Raw genomic sequence first — 18,778 nt, forward strand, 5'->3', positions numbered from 1 at the left:
GGGTCGGGCATCGTGAACTCCTGTGTCGTTTGGGTCCGAATCGAAAATCGACGGACGTGTTAAACCGCACGCCGGATCCGCACGGCATCCGGTGCACAAAACGGCGCGAGCAAGCGGCGCCGCGAGCCAACGGCTCAATGCGAAAAATCGTCTGGACGAATGTGCGTGACAACACACGCGTCAATGACGGCGGTCAATCGAAAGATGCGCGAGGAAAGAACTGCGGAAGCTACTGCGGCGCGCACCGTCTGCCTGCTGGCAGGACGGCGGCTAAGGAAGATTCAAAGCGGGCGTCGTGCCGGTCAGGCAGGAAAACGGATCGAAGGTCGACTACTGCAACTGTCCAAGGCATAGGCCCCTTTCGTGAAAACAGGCGAATTCTAGTGACGGCGCGCGAGCCGAGTCAACGTTTTTTCGAAGTTTTTTCTTTCGAATCCGTTATCCGCCGTGGATGCGAATCATTTCTTTCACCTCTTCATACTGCCTTTACGCAGCATGGGTTGCTGCATTCGCTGCGTTGCACACGACCGACGCAGCGAGCGCTCGCGCGCTGGGATTGCAGGCCATCGGGTCGGGATCGACAGTGCGTTCGATGTCGCTTTTAAGCGACTAAGCACTGCGTAGCAATTTTTACTTGCGCGTTCACAAACGGCGCGCATAGAATCCGCCCTGTCTTCCAAACAGGAGAGTCCCTCGTGGACGCAAGCTCTAGCAGTCGATCTTGTAAGCCGGTCCATGCCGGCCCCCAAGCTGCAATCGCGCGTTAGCGACACCGGATTCCCCGTCCCGCCGCTGACCCGGATTGCCCCGGGGCAGCGCGCTTCTTCCCAGGCCGCCTTTGCGGTTTGTCCGTAGCACGCTCCCTTTTTTGCGTAAGCTTGCCGACAGCGTTCACTCGCTGAACAAGCGGCGCTTTCCGAACGTTGCCCGGCCTTGCCGGGCCAGACGGGAGTTGAATCATGCATAACGAACGGTTTTTACGCCTCTCGCGCGCTTACCTGCTCGCGTCCGGGGCCATTGCATCGCGCCGGGAATGCGACTGGAATGCGCTGCTCTGGGGGCACGCAAGCGTGCACACGGGGCAATCAGTCCAACGCGGCACGTCAATCGCAGCGCTCTGGGCGACATCAGCACGCAACGTTCGCGGCACATCATGGCCCGCCTGAGCGGGCTGTCGTCGCGAATACGACTTCCGCAAAGCTGCAAATCAACCGCAAGCCGGCGACAAATGCCTTTCAGCTTCGGCACCGCTCATTCATCGGTTCGTTTCACCAGAAGAAAACACCATGCTTTCCATTGGCACCCTCACACCAAACGACGACGGCATTGACACGCGGTGCCGCTTCGCCCCGTTTTCGCGCCTGAAGCCAGTCTGCATAGCCGCAACGCTAACACTTGCACTGGCCGCTGTTGCAAGTGCTCCCGCTCACGCGCAGTCGGCGTCATCCGACCCGGCAGCAGCAAACCAGGACGCCGCGCCGGCTGGTTTCCGGGACCGTTCGAACCTGCTCGGCGACATGGGTGGCCTGCGTACGCTATTGGGCAACTACGGTGTGACATTCAATGTGCAAGAAACGAGCGAGCTCTACGGCAACTTCTCCGGCGGCACCTCGAAGGGCGCTTCATACAACGGCGCCACGCAATTCGGACTTAACGTGGATACCGGCAAGGCGTTCGGATTGAAAGGCGGCACCTTTTTTGTCGATGCCCTGCAGATTCACGGACACGGCATCACCGCAGCACGCCTGAATTCGCTGCAAACTGTGAGCGGCGTCGAGGCGGAAGCGACGACGCGCCTGTGGGAACTCTGGTACCAGCAGTCGCTGGGCGACAAGTTCGACGTCAAGATCGGCCAGCAGAGCCTCGATCAGGAATTTATCGTCAGCCAGTACGCCAGCACTTTCGCTAATGCGGCATTCGGCTGGCCCGTGCTGGCTGCCACTGACTTGCCCGCGGGCGGCCCCGCCTATCCGCTGGCATCGCTCGGCGTGCGCCTGCGCGTCAAGCCAAGCGATTCGATGACGCTTCTCGGCGGCATCTTCGACGGCAACCCGGCGCCGGGCAACGGCGACCCGCAGCGGCTCAACGCCAGCGGCACGCAGTTCAACCTGCACAACGGCGCCATGATCATCGGCGAGATCCAGTACGCGATCAATCAGCCTTCGACCGGGGACTCCGCTGCAACACAGCCGGGCGGGCTCCCAGGCACCTACAAACTAGGCTTCTGGTACAACAACAATCGCTTTGCAGATCAACATCTCGACACGAATGGCCTCTCGCTCGCGAGCCCCGCGTCGAACGGCGAGCCCGCCATGCATCGCGGCAACTTCAGCGTTTATGCCATTGCAGACCAGATGGTGTGGCGCCCGCGTGCAGACAGCCCGCAATCGCTCGGCGTGTTCGCGCGCGTAATGGGCGCGCCGGGCGACCGCAACCTGCTCGACTTCAATCTCAATGCCGGGGTCGTGCTAAAGGCTCCATTCAAGGGTCGCGACAACGATTCGGCCGGACTCGCTCTCAGCTACGCGAACGTCAGCGCAAACACGAGCGCACTCGATCGCGACATCGCAACTTTCCAGACGCCGCGCTATCCCGTGCGTACGGCAGAGACGGTAATCGAGGCGACGTATCAATACCAGCTCACGCCATGGTGGCTGCTACAGGGCGAACTCCAGTACATCTTCCATCCGGGCGGCGGCATCGCCGATCCGAATAACAACGGTACGCGGGTGCGCAACGAGGCCGTGGCGGGATTGCGCACCGTCGTGACGTTCTGATCCACCGGTTCGGATTGATCGCGCGCAACCCCACGGGCAACGACCGCCGTTTATTGTGGAGACTTCCCCGAAAGGCTCCTGGCGTTGAGATCGATGCCCGTGGATTTCACAAACTCATCCATTGAATGCCATCGCACTGTTCCATCCGGGCGACCGAAATTTAGATCGCGCTCGTTCGGTTCGTCATTCATCGATGCAGGGACGGCACCACCCGAGGCTTTCCAGGCAACAGCAACCAGCGTCTTCTTTCCCGTTGCCGACACCTTCAACACACGGATCCACGCCGCATGCTCACCCGGCGCAGAGGGGCTACCCGACTGCACATCATCTTCAATCGAGCTGCGCGGCGCCCATCCCACCAGCACGATCCCCGTTACCTTCCCTGCCGGATCAAGTTGCTCCTGACGTTGCACGCGTTTTCCGAGAAGTCTGAATCTTACCGAGGGGATATGTGAGTTAGCCCGGAAGTATTCGGCAATTACCCAGTTGCCGCCGGAAGAGACGATCGGTACATCCCGACGACGATTGTAGCGGTAGACTTCCTTGAGATTTTTCAGAACAGAACGCGGAACGGTAGCATCGGAGAAATAGTAACGCGCCGGTTTGAAATCGTTTGTTTCGGATCTGATGGAATTTTCACGATTCATATCCAGCGACAGTTGCCGAGGCTCGACAACAAGCGATAGCAACTTGTTTCCGTCGACCCGCGCAAGGAAAGGCGGATGAGATGATTCGACGGATTCCGGGGACGCGTTCGCTGCTGCCGCGACTCCAAGTGTCGTAACGATGATGGCAAAAACCCGAAGGCGCTTCAACACGGTCAAGCAACGGAAGAGATTTTCAGGAGACAAGGATTTCTGGTCCAACATTCGGTGGCAGATGTTCACAGCGCAAACACCTGCTGCTTGATCTGTGTGGATGGGATTCTCAACTCGCAGTACGCTCAGGTATAGATCGGTGACCCGATCGATCCGTCGCCGCTATTTTCTTTGATTGCCAGTGACATTTCAATATCCTCAACGACATGAAACATGTCGCACTCCAAAATATGTGAACTGGATTCCAATAGTTATAAATATTAAACATTTCTGAAATTATTGACCGCGTCGCGAACCGTCGTGACGCTCCGATGACTTTAAAGCAACGCCCCGCGATCAAGCGCGCAAGAACGAGACACGGGCAGCCCGCGCAAGCGGGCCACGGATGCTTCAGGCATTGCTCGCGCAGACTGATCCGATGAGGATCGGTTTCGCAGAAACGGGCGAATTACTGACCGGCTACCGGCTCGCGTGCCACGACGTTGCCTGCATTGCCATGCCACTGTGACCGGATCTTTGCGATTACCGGAATCGGCAGCGGACAGTAGTCGAGCGCCTCACTGCTCGATTGACCATGCAGCAGCGCCCAGTCGAAGAACTTTAGCGTTTCCTCGGTGTGGCGCGCATCATCGGGCCTCGCCCGCACAATTGCATAAGTCGCCCCGATCACGGGCCATGCGTCCTTCCCGGGCTGATTGGTCAGGAACTGATGAAGCGAACCGGACCAGTCCGCGCTGGCAGCCGCTGCATTGAACGTCTCGGCACCTGGCTCCACGATGGCACCCGTCGCGTTGGTCATCGCTACGTAGGTCAAGTGATTCTGCTTCGTAAAGTCCCATGCAACATAACCGATTGCACCGGGCAAATATCCGACGTAAGTGGCAACACCTTCGTTACCCTTGCCGCCGATGCCGAGCGGCCAACGCACGCTTACCCCTTCCCCGACCCGGCGTTTCCATTCAGGATTGACCTGGGCGAGATAGTGCGTCCATATCAAGGTTGTACCCGAGCCATCCTGACGCCGTACCACGGCGATGGGATTGTTCGGCATTTTTATCTTCGGATTCAGCCGCGCAATGGCAGGGTCGTCCCAGTACAGAATTTTGCCGAGAAAAATGTTGGCGAGCACCTCGCCCGTCAGCATCAACTGGCCCGCCTTGATACCCGGAAGATTCACGACAGGCACGACAGCGCCAATCGCAGTCGGGAATTGCACCAGGCCCGCCTTGTTCAATTGATCGTCGGTAAGCGGAGCATCGGATCCAGCGAAATCGACCTGGTGGGCGATGACCTGCTTGAGTCCGTCTGACGACCCCATGGGGCGGTAAATGATTCTGTCTCCGCCGGATTTCCGGTACTCATCGGCCCACCTCGCGTAGAGCGGGGCCGCAAAGGTACTGCCGGATCCGATGATATCGTCGGCGTGTGCCGTGACCGGGCCGACGCAGCACATCAAAGCGGCAGCCAATATACCGGGTAGTTTCACGAGCGTCTCCAGTCAGATTATTGTGCTGCGCTTGCCTGCATTTACCTGCGCTGACCGCATCGGCGTCAATCTGCGCCGGGCCCAAGGGAGGCCGAAGTGTTTCTGCGCGCGCCGTGGCTCCGGCGCCGATTGGACGCCTGCTCGACACGGGGTTACATCTGGATTCGCCGTGTTCAGCGCGGACGCTGACGTGGGCAGGTATTCGGCCGGTGACCCGCACGCCGGGTAAAAGGCGCGTGCGCGGCGAACCTGTCGCGATATCCGGTTCTCGATCGCGCGAAGGTAATAAGCTGCAAACCTTTATCGCTGAAACGATCGCTTATGGCTGCTTTTGCGGTGTCGAAACGTGAGACGCTATACAAGAAGATAATTAGCCCGCATGCTCGCCCTAACGGCAATATCGTGGACTGTCTTGATCGCTCGCTGACCGATCGATCGGCGTCTCCGTCGAATCAGATTCTCTAGCCACGATAGTTCCCGACAATGCATGCAGGCGTGCGCTACCGCACATTCGGAGCTAAATAGCGATCTGAATCGTATAGAAACTTTCACATGATCTGTGATAGTCGGCGCGCGCGGATCCCGCGTTTCCGAGGGCTACCTGAAAATGCCGGCGTTACGCGCGAAGCGCCACAATAGTGGTTATCGGACATCGGCACCCGGCCGGTCCAACCGAGCCGGATCATGTCAGTTGCGCAAAAAGGGAGAACACCATGGTGACCCTATCCCTTCCAGGCGGTACGACAATCGACGAGATTGCGGACCGCATCTATCGCATTGCCACGCCAGTCGAGCTTCCTGGCGGCGCTGGATTTTCGTTCAATCAGTACCTGATCGACGACGACGCACCGCTGCTCTTTCACACCGGTCTACGCGCACTGTTTCCGGTTGTCGCTGAAGCGGTTGGGCGGATCATGCCTGTCGATCGCTTGCGCTATATCGGTCTTTCGCATTTCGAAGCCGACGAATGCGGCGCACTCAATGAATTTCTCGCTGTCGCGCCGCAGGCTGAACCACTGTGCGGCCAGATCGCGGCCATGGTCTCGGTGGGCGATTTCGCCAACCGGCCACCGCGCGCACTTCACGACGACGAAACGGTCTCACTCGGTCGGCACAGCGTGCGCTGGCTCGATACACCGCATCTGCCACATGCCTGGGAATGCGGGTTCCTCATGGAGACCACGTCGGCAACGCTGCTCTGCAGCGATTTGTTTACCCAGAGCGGTTCGCATCACCCGCCGCTTACCGAGGACGATATTCTCGAACCCAGCGAGGCATTCCGTCACAAGATGGACTACTTCTCACACACGAGAAATGCCCGCGCCATGCTGGAACGCCTCGCTGAGTTGCAGCCTGCCACGCTCGCCTGCATGCACGGCAGCGCCTGGCGCGGCGATGGTGCGGTCTTGTTGCGCGCGCTCGCCGATAGCGTTGAACACGGCCAGCCTTCGGCCTGAAGTGCCGCTTCGGGGTGCAGCGTAGACCGCGTCGACATCGAAAGCATCGGCGCTTTCCATGAAGAGGTCGCGATGGAAAAGATACCTGACTGGTTTCAGCAATTGGAATGGTCGAAAATGGCCAACGTCGCGGTCGTCAACAACGATCGCGGCATCATTCCGGATTTTCCGGGTTGCTATGTATTCATGGAGTTCGCAGAAACACCGCGGCCAGGCCGCGTCTTATACGTTGGGCAGGCCAGCACCAGCTTGCGGCAAAGGTTGGCCTCCTACCTGGTGAGCATCCGCACGACAAAGACAAAAGCACGGCATAAAGGGAAAAGCTTCGTGCTCGAAGCACGCCACACGCATACGGATCAGGGGGTATATCTGCAATGGGTCGAGTATGGCGGCAATAAGCACGACATCGACATTCTGGAAGCAAGCCTGATCAACTACCTGAATCCGGCCGCGAACGACCGCGAGGATGATACGCGCCATCCGTTGCTTGGAAGCAGAGATCGATTGCACCCGGATTTGCTGCGCCAATAAACTGTTTCATCCGGATCATCCGGTCCGCTGGCATTCGCCATGCGATCCGGCGAGCGATTTTGAAATCGCGCCAGATCGGCACCCTGCACCGCTGTCGCGTCCGCGCAGCACCGCGTTGCCGCAGTTATGCCGGGCACAACCACGCCATATATCACGCTATGATATATCCTTGGTGGCAGTAGGGTGTCTCCGCTCAGACATGGCGCAACCGTGTATGCTGAGATCTGTAAGCCCCGTTATCTTTTTTGACATTCTCATCTCACCAAAAGTAACGTTCGGGGAGACAGGCGTCAGCCTTCTCCCCATTTTTCTTTGCCAACGGGTACCGCCTATTGAGGCTGACGCAGCCTGAAGTGAACAAAAACAGACTCGCTGCGTAGCAGGGGCTCAGGATTGTTTCTCGGCCCAAGGCGCCTGTGTTACCCCGGCGCACGACTTCCGGCTACTGAGATTATTTCGGCAACCTTGCTTGCATTAAGCAGGGGCTTCAAAATGTGCCCCAGGGATTGTCAGGCAAAGTCTGCACAACACGCTGCCAGAGCGCCGGATCAATTCGGTATTTGCTATAGATTGCTGAGGAATCGTGGTTGAAAAACAAAACCCGGATTGGGATCCAAGGTCCGACGCCGTGCTTGAGGACCAGATTGCTGCCTATGACGATATGCGGCACCGCTGTCCGGTCGCACACAGCACGTATCTGAACTGGTCGTTTTTCAAGCATCGGGATGTGATGCGTGCCCTTCACGAGCACGAGACGTTCAGCAACGCCGCATCCAGCCACCCCTCAGTGCCTAATGGCATGGATCCGCCCGAGCACGATTTATACCGGCGAATAATCGAGCCGTATTTCAGCGCGGCGCGTATGCAGGCGTTTGAGCCGATATGCCAAAAGATTGCAATTGCGCTGGTGGAAAGTCTTCCGCAATCCGGCGAGGTGGAGTTCATGTCCGCAATTGCCGAAGACTTTGCATTACAGGTTCAGTCGGCTTTTATGGGTTGGCCCACTGATTTGCACGAGCCGCTTCGCCGCTGGACGCGCAAGAATCACGAGGCGACGTTGGCGCGGGATAGAGCGGCACTTGAGGATGTCGCCTATGAATTCGACGGCTATATCAAAGCACTGCTGGCAGACCGTCGTTCCGCCGGCATAAATGCGCCGGACGACATCACAACCAGCCTGTTGCGAGAACAAGTCGGCGATCGTCTTATCAACGACGATGAAATTGTCAGCATCCTGCGCAACTGGACGGTGGGGGAGCTAAGCACAATCTCTGCCAGCGTCGGCATTCTGGCGCAGTATTTGGCCGGGCGCCCCGCTCTGCAACAGGAATTGCGCGAAAATCCCTCGCTGCTGCCTGCTGCGATTGATGAGATTCTGCGCATTCATGCGCCGCTTATCTCCAATCGCCGGATAACGACCCGCGCAGTGGAAATCAGCGGCCAACACCTGCCTGCTGGCGCACGCGTCACGCTGATGTGGGCTTCGGCCAACCGGGACGAAGCGGTGTTCGGCGATCCCGATGAGTTCCGTCTGGATCGCGATCCGGCAAATAATCTCCTGTACGGGGCGGGCATTCATGTTTGCCCGGGTGCGCCGTTGGCCAGGCTGGAGCTACGGCTTATCACGGAAGAACTCCTCAAGCGCAGCCGGATCGAGCTGGTACCGGGCAATCCACCGGTAAATGCCGTTTATCCCGCCAGTGGATTTTCCACGCTTCCGCTAAGAATTCAGCGCTGAACGGTGTTTGTGCGCGAATGGAGATTCAGACCGACTGTCCTGCACGCTCCGATTCTGTGCAGGTGGTCGGCGCGACAATAAACCGGCCCGCGGCCTGGTTGCGAATCGCAACTAATATTGATTGCGATTTGCAACTTTTCTGGATTGCTCATGGATCTCATCGACCCTCCCGCCAAAACCCGCGAGGCGACCATCCTCGAGCTACGCACTTTCTCCCGCAAACTGGTTCGTGAACTAGGCTTCATGCGCGCAGCCCTGGCGGATAGTGATCTGGCGCCTTCGGCGGTTCACGCCGTCCTCGAAATCGGGGTGTCGCCGGGCATCAGCGCGAAGGACCTCGGCAACATCCTGCAGCTGGACAAATCGAACACGAGCCGACACGTTTCGCGGCTCGAAGCAGCCGGAATCGTGGAGCGCCGCGTCTCGAGCGACGACGCGCGCGTGATCGAGCTGTACCTGACCGCCGAAGGGAAAAAACGCCGCAAAAAGATCGATGAGTTCGCGACAGAACAGGTGGCGAATGCCCTGCGTCGCATGGTTCCCTCCGACCAGCGAGCCTTGCTGAATTCTCTCGGGCTGTATGCCGATGCACCGGTGCAAGATAACGTTGCAAACGCGACGACCGCGGAACCCGAGGCTACGCCGATTTTCAAGGGCTACCAGCCCGGTTGCGTGGGCGATATTGCAAGCCTTCACGCGCGCTTTTTTTCGCAGCGCCTGGGGTTCGGCGCTTTTTTCGAAAAGAAGGTTGCGATGGAACTCGCGGAGTTTGCGGGCGCATTGCCAGCTGAAGATAAGGCGCTTTGGCTCTACGTCGAAAATGGCCGCACGCTCGCTTCTCTTGCAATCGACGGAGACGCCCCCGCACAAGTCGCACATTTGCGATGGTTCATCGTGGACGATTCCTTACGCGGTTCCGGTATTGGGCGGCAACTCATGACGCACGCAATGCGCTTCGTCGATGAGCAGCAGTTCCGCGAGACGCACCTTTGGACATTCAAGGAACTGGATTCGGCTCGCCGCTTGTACGAAGCGTTTGGCTTTACGCTAACCAGCGAATCCGAGGGAGAGCAATGGGGAGCGAAAGTCAGCGAGCAACGTTTCTGTCGACTACAGCCAGGTCGCCAGGCTTCAACTGGTTCGCTCGTTCTACCGCACGCATGAAACGCTTACCCAGGTCTGGATGGCATCGTTATAAGTGCGCCCATCCTTCACGATCAGTTATCGTCAGCAACTATTGCCCGGGCTTCCCGCCTTGATCGGAAAGTGCCGTCGCGCTTTTGCTTTGCGTGCGGCTCACCAGCGCCATGGCAATACCCCCCAGAATCGCAGCGGACGCGACCACAAGGCGCAAAGTAATTACCTCGGACAATAACGGCACGGCGGCAAAAGCGGCTATCGGCGGCACTGACAACTGCACCGTCGCGGCACGCATCGCGGACAGCCCTTTCAGCGCCGCATACCACAGCACGTAGCCGATGCCCGATGTCACCGCACCTGATGTGATCGCCAGCGCGATGCCAGCGGGGGCAGCGTGAAAGCGGTTATGAAACAAAAGACTCAAAACGAGCGCCATGGGAGCCGCGCGCAGGAAATTACCCGCCGTGGCCGCAAGTGGATTCGCGACGCCGCGGCCGCGCAGCGAATACACGCCCCAGGACACGCCCGCCACGCTCATCAGCAAGGCACCTAAAGGCGTTGGCGCAGTAATGCCAGGCGACACCAGATAGATGAGCCCCGCAAGTGCCAGCGCGAGCCCAAGCCACGCGCGCGGCGCGAACTGTTCGCCTGCGTGCAGGCCGGCGCCGAACATCGTCAACTGGACTGCGCCGAACAGAATCAATGCGCCTGTGCTCGCGCTCACTGTTAGATACGCGAACGAGAAGAACGCGACATACAAAAAGAGCATCGTTGCCGCGATCCAGTCCGCACTCGCTCGCGGCGCTCTGGCCGTACCCGAGCGCGTGAGAACCATGAGCATTACCGCACCCGAGACCAGCCGGATACTGGAAAAGCTCGCCGCATCGATGCTGGCGTGCTGCAAGGCCAGACGGCACAGCAGCGAGTTGGAAGCGAAAGCGACCATCGTGGCACTCGTGAGCAGCACGGTGCGCGCAGCGGGCTGACTTTGGTCCATATCCGCACCCACGGGTTCGACGAAGCATCAGGTATGGCTGGCCACGAGCAGTGCCGCCCAGACAAGCATGGCGACGCCGCGCAGCACCAGCGCGTAGCGCACCGCGTGCAGGAAGATGCGTCGATTACACGTGGCTCCGAGCAAGCTCGACTCAGCCTTCGCGTGCGAAAGCGCGTGCAGTGTGGTCGTTAGCGCCGGGGCGCTGATCAGGCGTGAGCCACGCTGGAAATGATGGCGTGAAGTGGACAATGCGCGCAGCCGTATGGATCACAAGCAGGCGCTGTAATCCTGCAATGTGAAAACGGCGTGTCGCCTTTAATTCTAGAAAACCGCAAAGGGTATGCAAGGCCATTCCGCGCACTCGACAGCCCCACTTGATTCCGGGGCGATCGGCGCGCTCTTCACCACAAGCCAGGATTGTTCAGACCGAACGACGCGTGGCAAATCTGAGCAACCGCCGACGGGTACGTGGCTGTCTATCCGATATGGACACACGTATCCGATCTCCGAGTATGTGCGTATGTGCGCTACGTACTACGGCCTTTGGCTCATAGCCGCGGACTGCCAGGCCGCAGGTCTGAAAAGTGCGATTTTTTCAGTTGCAGCGTGGGCACGCGGCGCCTGAACCTGCATCCGCAGGCGGATGTTGGCGTCGACTCCGACATAAGCCCCTTGGTAAAACCGTTGTGTTCACAATTTATCCGCATGTCTCACTGCGTTCCGTTATCGTGTCGGCAGACACGCACGCCATCCATTTTCTCGAGCCGCGCGCAGATGGCCAGGAACTCACTTTCGCTCACGCGCGACAATGCGATTTGCACGTCGTCGAGCTCCGGATCGTCTTCGGATTGCTGGACGATGAACTGCTTGACCCGGACGCTCCCCGAACCGAGCGTGTGATGTACGGTGTCCAAAGATACGCTCCCGCGTTCGACCAGCAACTGTACGTTGCGCTGTAGCCGGACGGAGATGAAGCGGCGTTCGAGCGGCTTGAGGCCCGCGAGAATTGCCAGGATGATGACGGTTGCACCGATGGCGGCCGTGTACATTCCGCCACCGACGGCAAGGCCGACGCCAGCGACGGACCACAGGCTGGCTGCAGTGGTCAATCCCCGCACGACTTCGCCCCGAAGCAGGATCGACCCTGCCCCGAGGAAGCCAATTCCCGATACGACCTGGGCCGCAACGCGTGATGGATCGAGCGCGACGTTCTTCTCGCCCAGCACATCGGTAAAGCCGTATGCCGACACCAGCATCATCAGGCAGGCCCCGACGCTCACCAGCATGTGCGTGCGCAAACCCGCAGCCCAGTTCAGTCTTTCACGCTCAAAACCGACGACGCTACCCAGCACTGCGGCCATGAGCAGGCGCTCCAGAATTTCAAAGTTTCCTATCATGGTCTCGGCCCCATCTTCCTGGTCGAATTAGTCAGTCAATTCGGATAGCTGCGATCCTGGAACAAGGCACCGGATGCGGACGATCACAGCGTCTAGATTGTGGCGTCTTTATGACCAAAAATGAGATTCACGATTTCGCGCGTCGGCACGCTCGTGAGAAGCGTGGCCACCTTGCCGGGCCGAAACCATCGACATACGAGGATTTCGTTGCCCGGTTGGGGTCGGGCGTCCCGTGGCACGACCGCATAGAAGACGTGATGCCGCTTGTTCAACCCGCCAAACTGGAACAGATATCCGAGTTCGCACTCCGAAAGGGTCGTTTCCTCGCTCAGCTCGCGTTTCGCGGCATCGATCGGCGATTCGTTACGCCGAATCGTTCCACCGGGCAACGCCCACCGCGATCGTCCCCGTTCGACAAGAAGGATTCGGCCTTGCCGCCAGCACACAACGGTCGCTCTTTCTTTCATATTCGCGAGTTCGGACACGATGCTCCAGTCTTCAGAGTGAATCGAAACATTGGACAGTTTGAAAGCCTGTGGTAACAAGACAGGTGAGTGACGAATAAGAAGCAACGTTCGGGCCCGGCGCACGACTTTCTCGTAACAATTTCCCGGGCACGGCATTTGACGGGGAGAAAAAAACATCAGGGCCCAGGTGCTCTCGCTCCCGACTCATACGTAACCAACCCTCCTCCAGATGGCGTCACCGAGATTGCTTGCGCGGGCTACGATCCGCTGGCCTGCTTGTCTTTCACTTCGTCTGGTGGCCGTGACACGTGCGAAACGAACGGCGTACAGCTTTCGTTCGCATGCGATCTATGTTTTGGGCATACCGGTCGTCGCGTGAAAGCGGTACAGCATGCAGATCAAAACTGATCTGAAGTCGTTCTCACAAGACGTTGACAAGTTGACATTTGATGCGTGCCCGCAATTGTCGCCCGCGCAACACTTCATGCCCTTTGGATTGACGTATTCACTCATGATTGACCAATGTCGATCCACGCGTTGGAGCGTGTCACGAAAGAGTCACTGTCCTGTATTTTCAATTTGTTGTTCGAATATTCAAAGTAGTCAGACAATGGCAATGACGGCCCCCGTGCCGCACCGTAAGGAAATGTAACCACCTCAGAATTCAGTGGCGTTAGTTAACATTTGCTGGTTAGAATGAAAATTCTAATATCTGCTTTATGTAGTTGCATAAATCACAACTTTAGTAATTGAAGACGCTCCGCCAGCGTCGCGGCAGATGATTCGACTGCCGCGCTTTAGTCTGCAGTCGCGATTCTGAAATCAGTGTCGCGCAAGATTTCACGTGTCGCAGATCAGGTGAGGAAGTTCCGATTCCGGTCGATTCGTCTCTCATCTAATTGGTCATACTAATAATAAACTTGAAAGTAAATTCCGTACCAAGAGCAATCTGAAAACCATAGGCGTGCGCGATCCATCAGGTCGGGTGGTCGCCACCAATATTCCCGGAGAGGAAATCAACGTGTTTTCGTCTAAAGACCTGATGCAATTCTATGGAGCGAATATTTCGCTCTTCATTTCACTGGCTTGCGAGGCATCTGATGGGGTGCAGAAGCTCGCGGAACTGAATCTGCAGGCCGCACACTCCGTGTTGGCGGATAGCGTTGCACGTCTGCGGGAAATGCAGTCCGACGCCGCAACCGTCGATTGGCCGGGTTCGCCGTTGCGCCTCGCCCAGTTCGCTGTTGGGAAATCACTCTCATATCAGTTGCATGCCTATGACATCGCGATCGCGACCGAAACCGCCTCTGCGAAGATCATCGACGCGCACTACGACCAGTTCGCCCGCGACTTGCTAGCCCGTGTCGAAAGCTGGGCAACGCAAACGCCAACGGGTTCGGAAACCACTTTCATTGCCGTGAAATCGGCGTTTTCGACGGCGAGCGACGCGGCGGAAACGATGCGCAAATCGGTTCGGAGTGTCGTGGAAGGCATGCAGGCCAATGTTTCCGCGATGATCGCGGGAGCCAGCAGGACAGTTACGTCGCACTCGGACACGCACGCCTGAAAGCAGTGGGCATCTGAAATTTTTAACGGTGCGCCTGCGCGGCGGCATGTCGTAGTTCGTCGGCGTACCGGGCTCTACTCGCGCAATACCACAAGACTACAAAAACCCGCGCGGCTCAATCAAAGCTGTAGCCATTGCCTCCCAGAACGCGGCGGCCGGCGACACTTTGTGCTAACGCAATGACGGGTGATACGAGGTGGCCAATGGGTATTCATGAACCTCTCAGCGATTAAATTCACGGATGGAAACTATGACGAAACGCACTGTTGTAGTGACGGGCGGTATGGGCGGTCTTGGAGAAGCGATCAGCACGAAACTGCACGATGCTGGCTATGCGGTTGTGGTGACGCACTCGCCGAACAACACCGGCGTAGCCGACTGGCTGGCGAGCATGGAAAAATCCGGTCGAAATTTCCGCGCATACCCGGTTGATGTTTCCGATTACGACTCATGCCAGCGCTGTGTGGCCAGCATTCAGGCCGAAGTCGGTCCAGTCGACATTCTGGTGAACAACGCCGGGATCACAAAGGATATGACGCTCAGGAAGATGGACAAGGTCAACTGGGACGCGGTCATTCGCACCAATCTCGATTCGGTGTTCAACATGACCAAGCCGCTATGTGAAGACATGGTCACACGCGGTTGGGGAAGAATCGTCAATATCTCGTCGGTCAACGGTTCGAAAGGGTCCATCGGCCAGACCAATTACGCCGCGGCCAAGGCCGGCATGCACGGCTTCACGAAGTCGCTGGCGCTCGAGGTTGCGCGCAAAGGTGTGACCGTCAACACGATCTCGCCGGGCTACCTGGCGACAAAAATGGTTACGGCAATTCCGCAGGAGATCCTCGATTCGAAGATCCTGCCGCATATTCCGATGGGCCGTCTCGGCAAGCCGGAAGAAGTGGCATCACTCGTCCTCTATCTGTGCTCGGACGACGCTGGCTTCGTGACCGGCTCCAATATCGCGATCAATGGCGGGCAGCACATGCAGTAACACGATGCGCGCCGTCCGGTTCGTGCGGGGACGCGATGCTAACCCGCATGATCTATTCGCTTCCCCCTGTGGTTCCGTGAGAGGAATGAGTCATGAGTGAGACCTGGTTGGGTTTGATCATTGGAGGGTCGGCCCTTGGTATCGGATTTTTCATGGTGATTGTTCACTATCGCCATGAGCGGATACGGGCAGGAATGCTACGAAATCTCAATCATCACGAGTAGTGGCACCCAACGCGCGCGTGAATGCGGCCGCACTGGCGGTGCGGCCAATAGCGCGAACACAGCTGAGAAAGAGGTGGTGAATGACACCCGATATTGCTGCACTATTAACGTCCACAGGGCACCACATCACGGTTCGGGCACTGAGCGGCGGCCTGCGCGTCGCCGCAGTCTGGCAGGTACTGATGCCGGTGGCGCGTGACGTCGAACGTGTCCGGATTGTGGCCAACGGAAAACTTGGCTTCGAGGACATGACGATATCGTTCGCCGAAACATTCGCAGGGTCGCTGAATACGATTCTCGGGCAGCTCAAGAAGATGGCGTGGGTGACCACCGCGGAGCTTGATTAACCGGGACACGCCTTTCGCCCGTACCGCGGCGGACGCTTTTCCGCTAACAGCACATGTGGAATTTCCACTTGTGCGCCAGCGAAATACCGCCGGACCAAATTTACGACGTTCGACATCATCGCGCAGATCGCCGACAATCATCGGCAGGAAGTCGACATCCGTCATGCGATGGCGATCCACGTTCCCGAAGCTGGTAAATCCAATGGCAATTCCGCGGCTCGTCGCAAACCTCTCCAGACAAACGTTGACGTTCATACGGGACGGAGAAACCGTGCGGACCTATCCAGTCTCGACAGCGAAAAACGGCGCTGGCGAACAAATGGGAAGCGGCTGCACGCCTCGCGGCCAGCATGTCATCAGGATAAAGATCGGCGCCTCCTGTCCAGTCGGCACCGTTTTTGTCGGCCGTAGAGCAACGGGTGAAATCTACTCAACCGATCTCGCGCAACAGTTCCCGGAGCGCGACTGGATATTGACCCGCATTCTCTGGCTACGCGGCTGCGAACACGGCAAAAACCGGCTAGGCGAAGTAGATACGATGCGACGTTATATCTACATTCACGGTTGCCCTGACACTGAACCGATGGGCGTGCCCGCTTCTCACGGTTGCATAAGAATGCGCAACGCGGACATCGTGGAGCTGTTCGATCTGGTCGAGTCAGGAACACCCGTTTTCATCGAACAGTAAGGTGCAATGTTGCCGCCGCATCGAGCAGCCGTCCGGACAAACGATCACTCGACAGGCGGACCTGGATTGCTGACAATCTGCCCATAGCCACATCGATCACAGTCGTTCACAGACGCTCACATCAGCTTTCGCTTGAAAATAGTCAGATATCGTCGCTGTACGGAAGAACTACTCCAAGGGAGACGGCAATGCTGAAGGCTATTTTGGAAGGTTCGAAGATCCTTGCGCTCGTGGCACTGCTTGTGGGTGCCGTAACGTTCAATTACCACTCCGAAGGCAAACGTTATCAGACCTGCGACGAGAATTCCGGCGGGCTGTACTGCGGGCTTCAACACACGTGGGACACGTTAAGAGGGCTTCTCGATTGATCGGAACAGGCATCAGGCCTCCTCGTTCGCGCGGAGGAAGCGAGGCACGGACGCCGCCGTCCGTGACCTGGCCTGAGCGCTTCGGTCAGATCTGAAGCGCCGCTCCGGGTCGGTCAGAGGATCCCGTCATCGCCAATCCAGAAGCGCTATCTTTCGCCCTGTCAGCATCGCTAACCTTGTCGTTTTCCTGCAAAAAATAATGCGATTTCAAGGCAGATTTGAAATATCGCTATTACGCGGGGTTATTAAACGGCTGACATTGATCGGCGTCAATTCCCGTAAAGCCCCGTGCGGCGGACCTCTCACGCTAACGGCACTGCGTGCGCGCAGCCCTGCCATCGAGCGGCGCTGACCGTCGCGGGCCGTGGGCGCACTGCATCATTTCTATATACTCGGCAACTTTCCTTCAACGAGTTTTCGCGACCTTTCGTCCGTACTGCGAACGCCGGCTTCACCGGCGTGCCGCCCTTGCGAAACAAGCGCGTCCGACCCCGTTCATCATGTCCGATCTGTCCACGTCGTTCGGCGGCACGCCCCGCCGCCTCGCCAACATCAATCCGAAGCCGCTCACCATTGCGCTCGCGCTCGTCGTGCTCGGCGCGATCTATCTTGCGCAGACAGTCAGCGTGAAGCAGGCCGCACTGTACGTCCTCGGCGCGCTGCTCGGCATCACGCTCTATCACGCCGCGTTCGGTTTCACTTCCGCATGGCGCGTGTTCATTGCCGACGGCCGCGGCGCCGGGTTGCGCGCGCAGATGCTGATGCTCGCGATCGGCGTGCTGCTGTTTTTCCCGGCACTTTCCGCCGGCACGCTGTTCGGTCATCCGGTTGTCGGCGAAGTGTCGCCCGTCAGCACATCGGTCGTGATCGGCGCATTCATGTTCGGCATTGGCATGCAACTCGGCGGCGGCTGCGCCTCCGGCACGCTGTTCGCGGTCGGCGGCGGCAGCACGCGGATGATCGTCACGCTGATCGCGTTCGTCATCGGCTCGGTGGTCGGCACGGCGCACATGCCGTTCTGGGCGGCGCTGCCGCATCTCCAGCCGATCTCGCTCGTGAAGACGCTCGGCGTCGGCCCGGCAATCGTGCTGAACCTCGTGGTTTTTGCGGCAATCGCCGCGCTGACCGTGCTGATCGAAAAGCGCCGTCACGGCCGCCTCGTGAATGACGTTGAGCGCGCACCGAACGCATCGCCGTGGCTGCATGGCCCCTGGCCGGTGCTCGCCGGCGGCGTCGTGCTTGCGGTCCTCAACTTCGTGACGCTCGCGCTTTCAGGCCATCCGTGGGGTATCACGTCGGCGTTCGCGCTGTGGGGCGCCAAGGCGTTCTCCGCGATGGGCGTCGACGTCGCAAGCTGGCATGTTTGGAGCACCGGCCCGAACGCGGCCGCCCTCGCCGCACCGATCAGCCACGACGTGAAGTCGGTGATGGACATCGGCATCGTGATCGGCGCGATGGTTGCAGCTTCGCTCGCTGGCCGCTACGCGCCCGTGTGGCGTCTGCCGCTGCGCTCGCTGATCGCGGCAATCGTCGGCGGTCTGCTGCTCGGCTACGGCGCGCGCCTCGCGTACGGCTGCAATATCGGCGCGTACTTCAGCGGCATTGCGTCAGGCAGCCTGCACGGCTGGCTGTGGCTCGTCGCGGCATTTTCCGGCAACGTGATCGGCACGAAGCTGCGTCCGGTGTTCGGTCTCGCAGTCGAGCGCGTGAAGCAAACGGGCTGCTGATCGGAGCGGTTTCGACCATGAGAGCCGCGCGATGCGCGGCTCCCGGCGCTTTTCC

17 protein-coding genes are annotated in these 18,778 nt (G+C 58.6%); 11 read left to right on the forward strand and 6 right to left on the reverse strand.

The features are described 5' to 3' along the window. Window positions 1–1,286 precede the first annotated feature (1,286 nt). Window positions 1,287–2,777, forward strand: a complete 1,491-nt coding sequence (locus tag Q0L30_RS01605; protein ID WP_296650290.1) for a carbohydrate porin — start codon at window positions 1,287–1,289, stop codon at window positions 2,775–2,777. 50 nt (window positions 2,778–2,827) lie between these two features. Here Q0L30_RS01605 and Q0L30_RS01610 read toward each other — a convergent pair whose 3' ends face one another. Together Q0L30_RS01610 and pstS are read right to left on the reverse strand one after the other, a co-directional pair. Then, the gene (locus tag Q0L30_RS01610) at window positions 2,828–3,664 is read right to left on the reverse strand and encodes a hypothetical protein (protein WP_296650292.1); all 837 of its coding nucleotides are present in this window, start codon (window positions 3,662–3,664) and stop codon (window positions 2,828–2,830) included. 379 nt (window positions 3,665–4,043) lie between these two features. After that, on the reverse strand, window positions 4,044–5,081 hold the full coding sequence (gene pstS, locus Q0L30_RS01615; RefSeq protein WP_296650295.1) for a phosphate ABC transporter substrate-binding protein PstS: 1,038 nt from the start codon (window positions 5,079–5,081) through the stop codon (window positions 4,044–4,046). A 713-nt stretch (window positions 5,082–5,794) separates the two neighbouring features. On the opposite strand from pstS, the gene Q0L30_RS01620 reads away from it, so the two are divergent. The 4 genes from Q0L30_RS01620 to Q0L30_RS01635 all read left to right on the forward strand — a co-directional run bounded on the left by Q0L30_RS01620 (window position 5,795) and on the right by Q0L30_RS01635 (window position 9,971). Then, window positions 5,795–6,538, forward strand: a complete 744-nt coding sequence (locus tag Q0L30_RS01620; RefSeq protein WP_296650298.1) for an MBL fold metallo-hydrolase — start codon at window positions 5,795–5,797, stop codon at window positions 6,536–6,538. Window positions 6,539–6,610: 72 nt separating this feature from the next. Beyond that, complete coding sequence (locus Q0L30_RS01625; protein WP_296650300.1) at window positions 6,611–7,069, forward strand: hypothetical protein; 459 nt, start codon at window positions 6,611–6,613, stop codon at window positions 7,067–7,069. A 583-nt stretch (window positions 7,070–7,652) separates the two neighbouring features. After that, window positions 7,653–8,807, forward strand: coding sequence for a cytochrome P450 (locus Q0L30_RS01630; RefSeq protein WP_296650302.1), 1,155 nt, complete (start codon window positions 7,653–7,655; stop codon window positions 8,805–8,807). Between the two features lie 150 nt (window positions 8,808–8,957). After that, window positions 8,958–9,971, forward strand: a complete 1,014-nt coding sequence (locus Q0L30_RS01635) for a helix-turn-helix domain-containing GNAT family N-acetyltransferase (protein ID WP_296650305.1) — start codon at window positions 8,958–8,960, stop codon at window positions 9,969–9,971. A gap of 70 nt (window positions 9,972–10,041) precedes the next feature. Here Q0L30_RS01635 and Q0L30_RS01640 read toward each other — a convergent pair whose 3' ends face one another. The 4 genes from Q0L30_RS01640 to Q0L30_RS01655 form a co-directional block, all read right to left on the reverse strand. After that, on the reverse strand, window positions 10,042–10,944 hold the full coding sequence (locus Q0L30_RS01640; protein WP_296650308.1) for a DMT family transporter: 903 nt from the start codon (window positions 10,942–10,944) through the stop codon (window positions 10,042–10,044). 27 nt (window positions 10,945–10,971) lie between these two features. Next, entirely contained in the window at window positions 10,972–11,193 is a 222-nt protein-coding gene (locus Q0L30_RS01645; protein WP_296650310.1) for a hypothetical protein, read from the reverse strand. Between the two features lie 461 nt (window positions 11,194–11,654). Then, window positions 11,655–12,341 carry an MgtC/SapB family protein gene (locus Q0L30_RS01650; protein ID WP_296650312.1) on the reverse strand — a complete coding sequence of 229 codons (687 nt, stop codon included), beginning with the start codon at window positions 12,339–12,341 and terminating at the stop codon, window positions 11,655–11,657. Window positions 12,342–12,433: 92 nt separating this feature from the next. Continuing rightward, entirely contained in the window at window positions 12,434–12,808 is a 375-nt protein-coding gene (locus Q0L30_RS01655; RefSeq protein ID WP_296650376.1) for an NUDIX domain-containing protein, read from the reverse strand. Window positions 12,809–13,772: 964 nt separating this feature from the next. On the opposite strand from Q0L30_RS01655, the gene phaP reads away from it, so the two are divergent. From phaP to Q0L30_RS01685, 6 genes are all read left to right on the forward strand, one after another. Beyond that, window positions 13,773–14,375: a TIGR01841 family phasin gene (gene phaP, locus Q0L30_RS01660; protein ID WP_296650314.1), complete on the forward strand. Its 603-nt coding sequence runs from the start codon at window positions 13,773–13,775 to the stop codon at window positions 14,373–14,375. 250 nt (window positions 14,376–14,625) lie between these two features. After that, window positions 14,626–15,369: an acetoacetyl-CoA reductase gene (phbB, locus tag Q0L30_RS01665; protein ID WP_296650317.1), complete on the forward strand. Its 744-nt coding sequence runs from the start codon at window positions 14,626–14,628 to the stop codon at window positions 15,367–15,369. A 304-nt stretch (window positions 15,370–15,673) separates the two neighbouring features. Then, on the forward strand, window positions 15,674–15,940 hold the full coding sequence (locus Q0L30_RS01670) for a hypothetical protein (protein WP_296650319.1): 267 nt from the start codon (window positions 15,674–15,676) through the stop codon (window positions 15,938–15,940). A 202-nt stretch (window positions 15,941–16,142) separates the two neighbouring features. Continuing rightward, window positions 16,143–16,628 (forward strand): L,D-transpeptidase, encoded by a 486-nt coding sequence (locus Q0L30_RS01675; protein ID WP_296650322.1) that lies wholly within the window; start codon window positions 16,143–16,145, stop codon window positions 16,626–16,628. Window positions 16,629–16,816: 188 nt separating this feature from the next. Further along, complete coding sequence (locus tag Q0L30_RS01680; RefSeq protein ID WP_296650324.1) at window positions 16,817–16,996, forward strand: hypothetical protein; 180 nt, start codon at window positions 16,817–16,819, stop codon at window positions 16,994–16,996. Window positions 16,997–17,496: 500 nt separating this feature from the next. Continuing rightward, on the forward strand, window positions 17,497–18,723 hold the full coding sequence (locus Q0L30_RS01685) for a YeeE/YedE family protein (protein ID WP_296650327.1): 1,227 nt from the start codon (window positions 17,497–17,499) through the stop codon (window positions 18,721–18,723). Window positions 18,724–18,778: the final 55 nt, after the last annotated feature.

The sequence above is a fragment of the Paraburkholderia sp. genome, from assembly GCF_024281035.1.
Lineage (GTDB): Bacteria > Pseudomonadota > Gammaproteobacteria > Burkholderiales > Burkholderiaceae > Paraburkholderia.

Coding starts and splice junctions, on each gene's coding strand:
- Q0L30_RS01605 (WP_296650290.1), top strand. CDS start 1,287: ATGCTTTCCATTGGCACCCTCACACCAAACGACGACGGCATTGACACG.
- Q0L30_RS01620 (WP_296650298.1), top strand. CDS start 5,795: ATGGTGACCCTATCCCTTCCAGGCGGTACGACAATCGACGAGATTGCG.
- Q0L30_RS01625 (WP_296650300.1), top strand. CDS start 6,611: ATGGAAAAGATACCTGACTGGTTTCAGCAATTGGAATGGTCGAAAATG.
- Q0L30_RS01635 (WP_296650305.1), top strand. CDS start 8,958: ATGGATCTCATCGACCCTCCCGCCAAAACCCGCGAGGCGACCATCCTC.
- Q0L30_RS01640 (WP_296650308.1), bottom strand. CDS start 10,944: ATGGACCAAAGTCAGCCCGCTGCGCGCACCGTGCTGCTCACGAGTGCC.
- Q0L30_RS01650 (WP_296650312.1), bottom strand. CDS start 12,341: ATGATAGGAAACTTTGAAATTCTGGAGCGCCTGCTCATGGCCGCAGTG.
- Q0L30_RS01655 (WP_296650376.1), bottom strand. CDS start 12,808: ATGAAAGAAAGAGCGACCGTTGTGTGCTGGCGGCAAGGCCGAATCCTT.
- phbB (WP_296650317.1), top strand. CDS start 14,626: ATGACGAAACGCACTGTTGTAGTGACGGGCGGTATGGGCGGTCTTGGA.
- Q0L30_RS01670 (WP_296650319.1), top strand. CDS start 15,674: ATGACACCCGATATTGCTGCACTATTAACGTCCACAGGGCACCACATC.
- Q0L30_RS01675 (WP_296650322.1), top strand. CDS start 16,143: ATGGCAATTCCGCGGCTCGTCGCAAACCTCTCCAGACAAACGTTGACG.
- Q0L30_RS01680 (WP_296650324.1), top strand. CDS start 16,817: ATGCTGAAGGCTATTTTGGAAGGTTCGAAGATCCTTGCGCTCGTGGCA.
- Q0L30_RS01685 (WP_296650327.1), top strand. CDS start 17,497: ATGTCCGATCTGTCCACGTCGTTCGGCGGCACGCCCCGCCGCCTCGCC.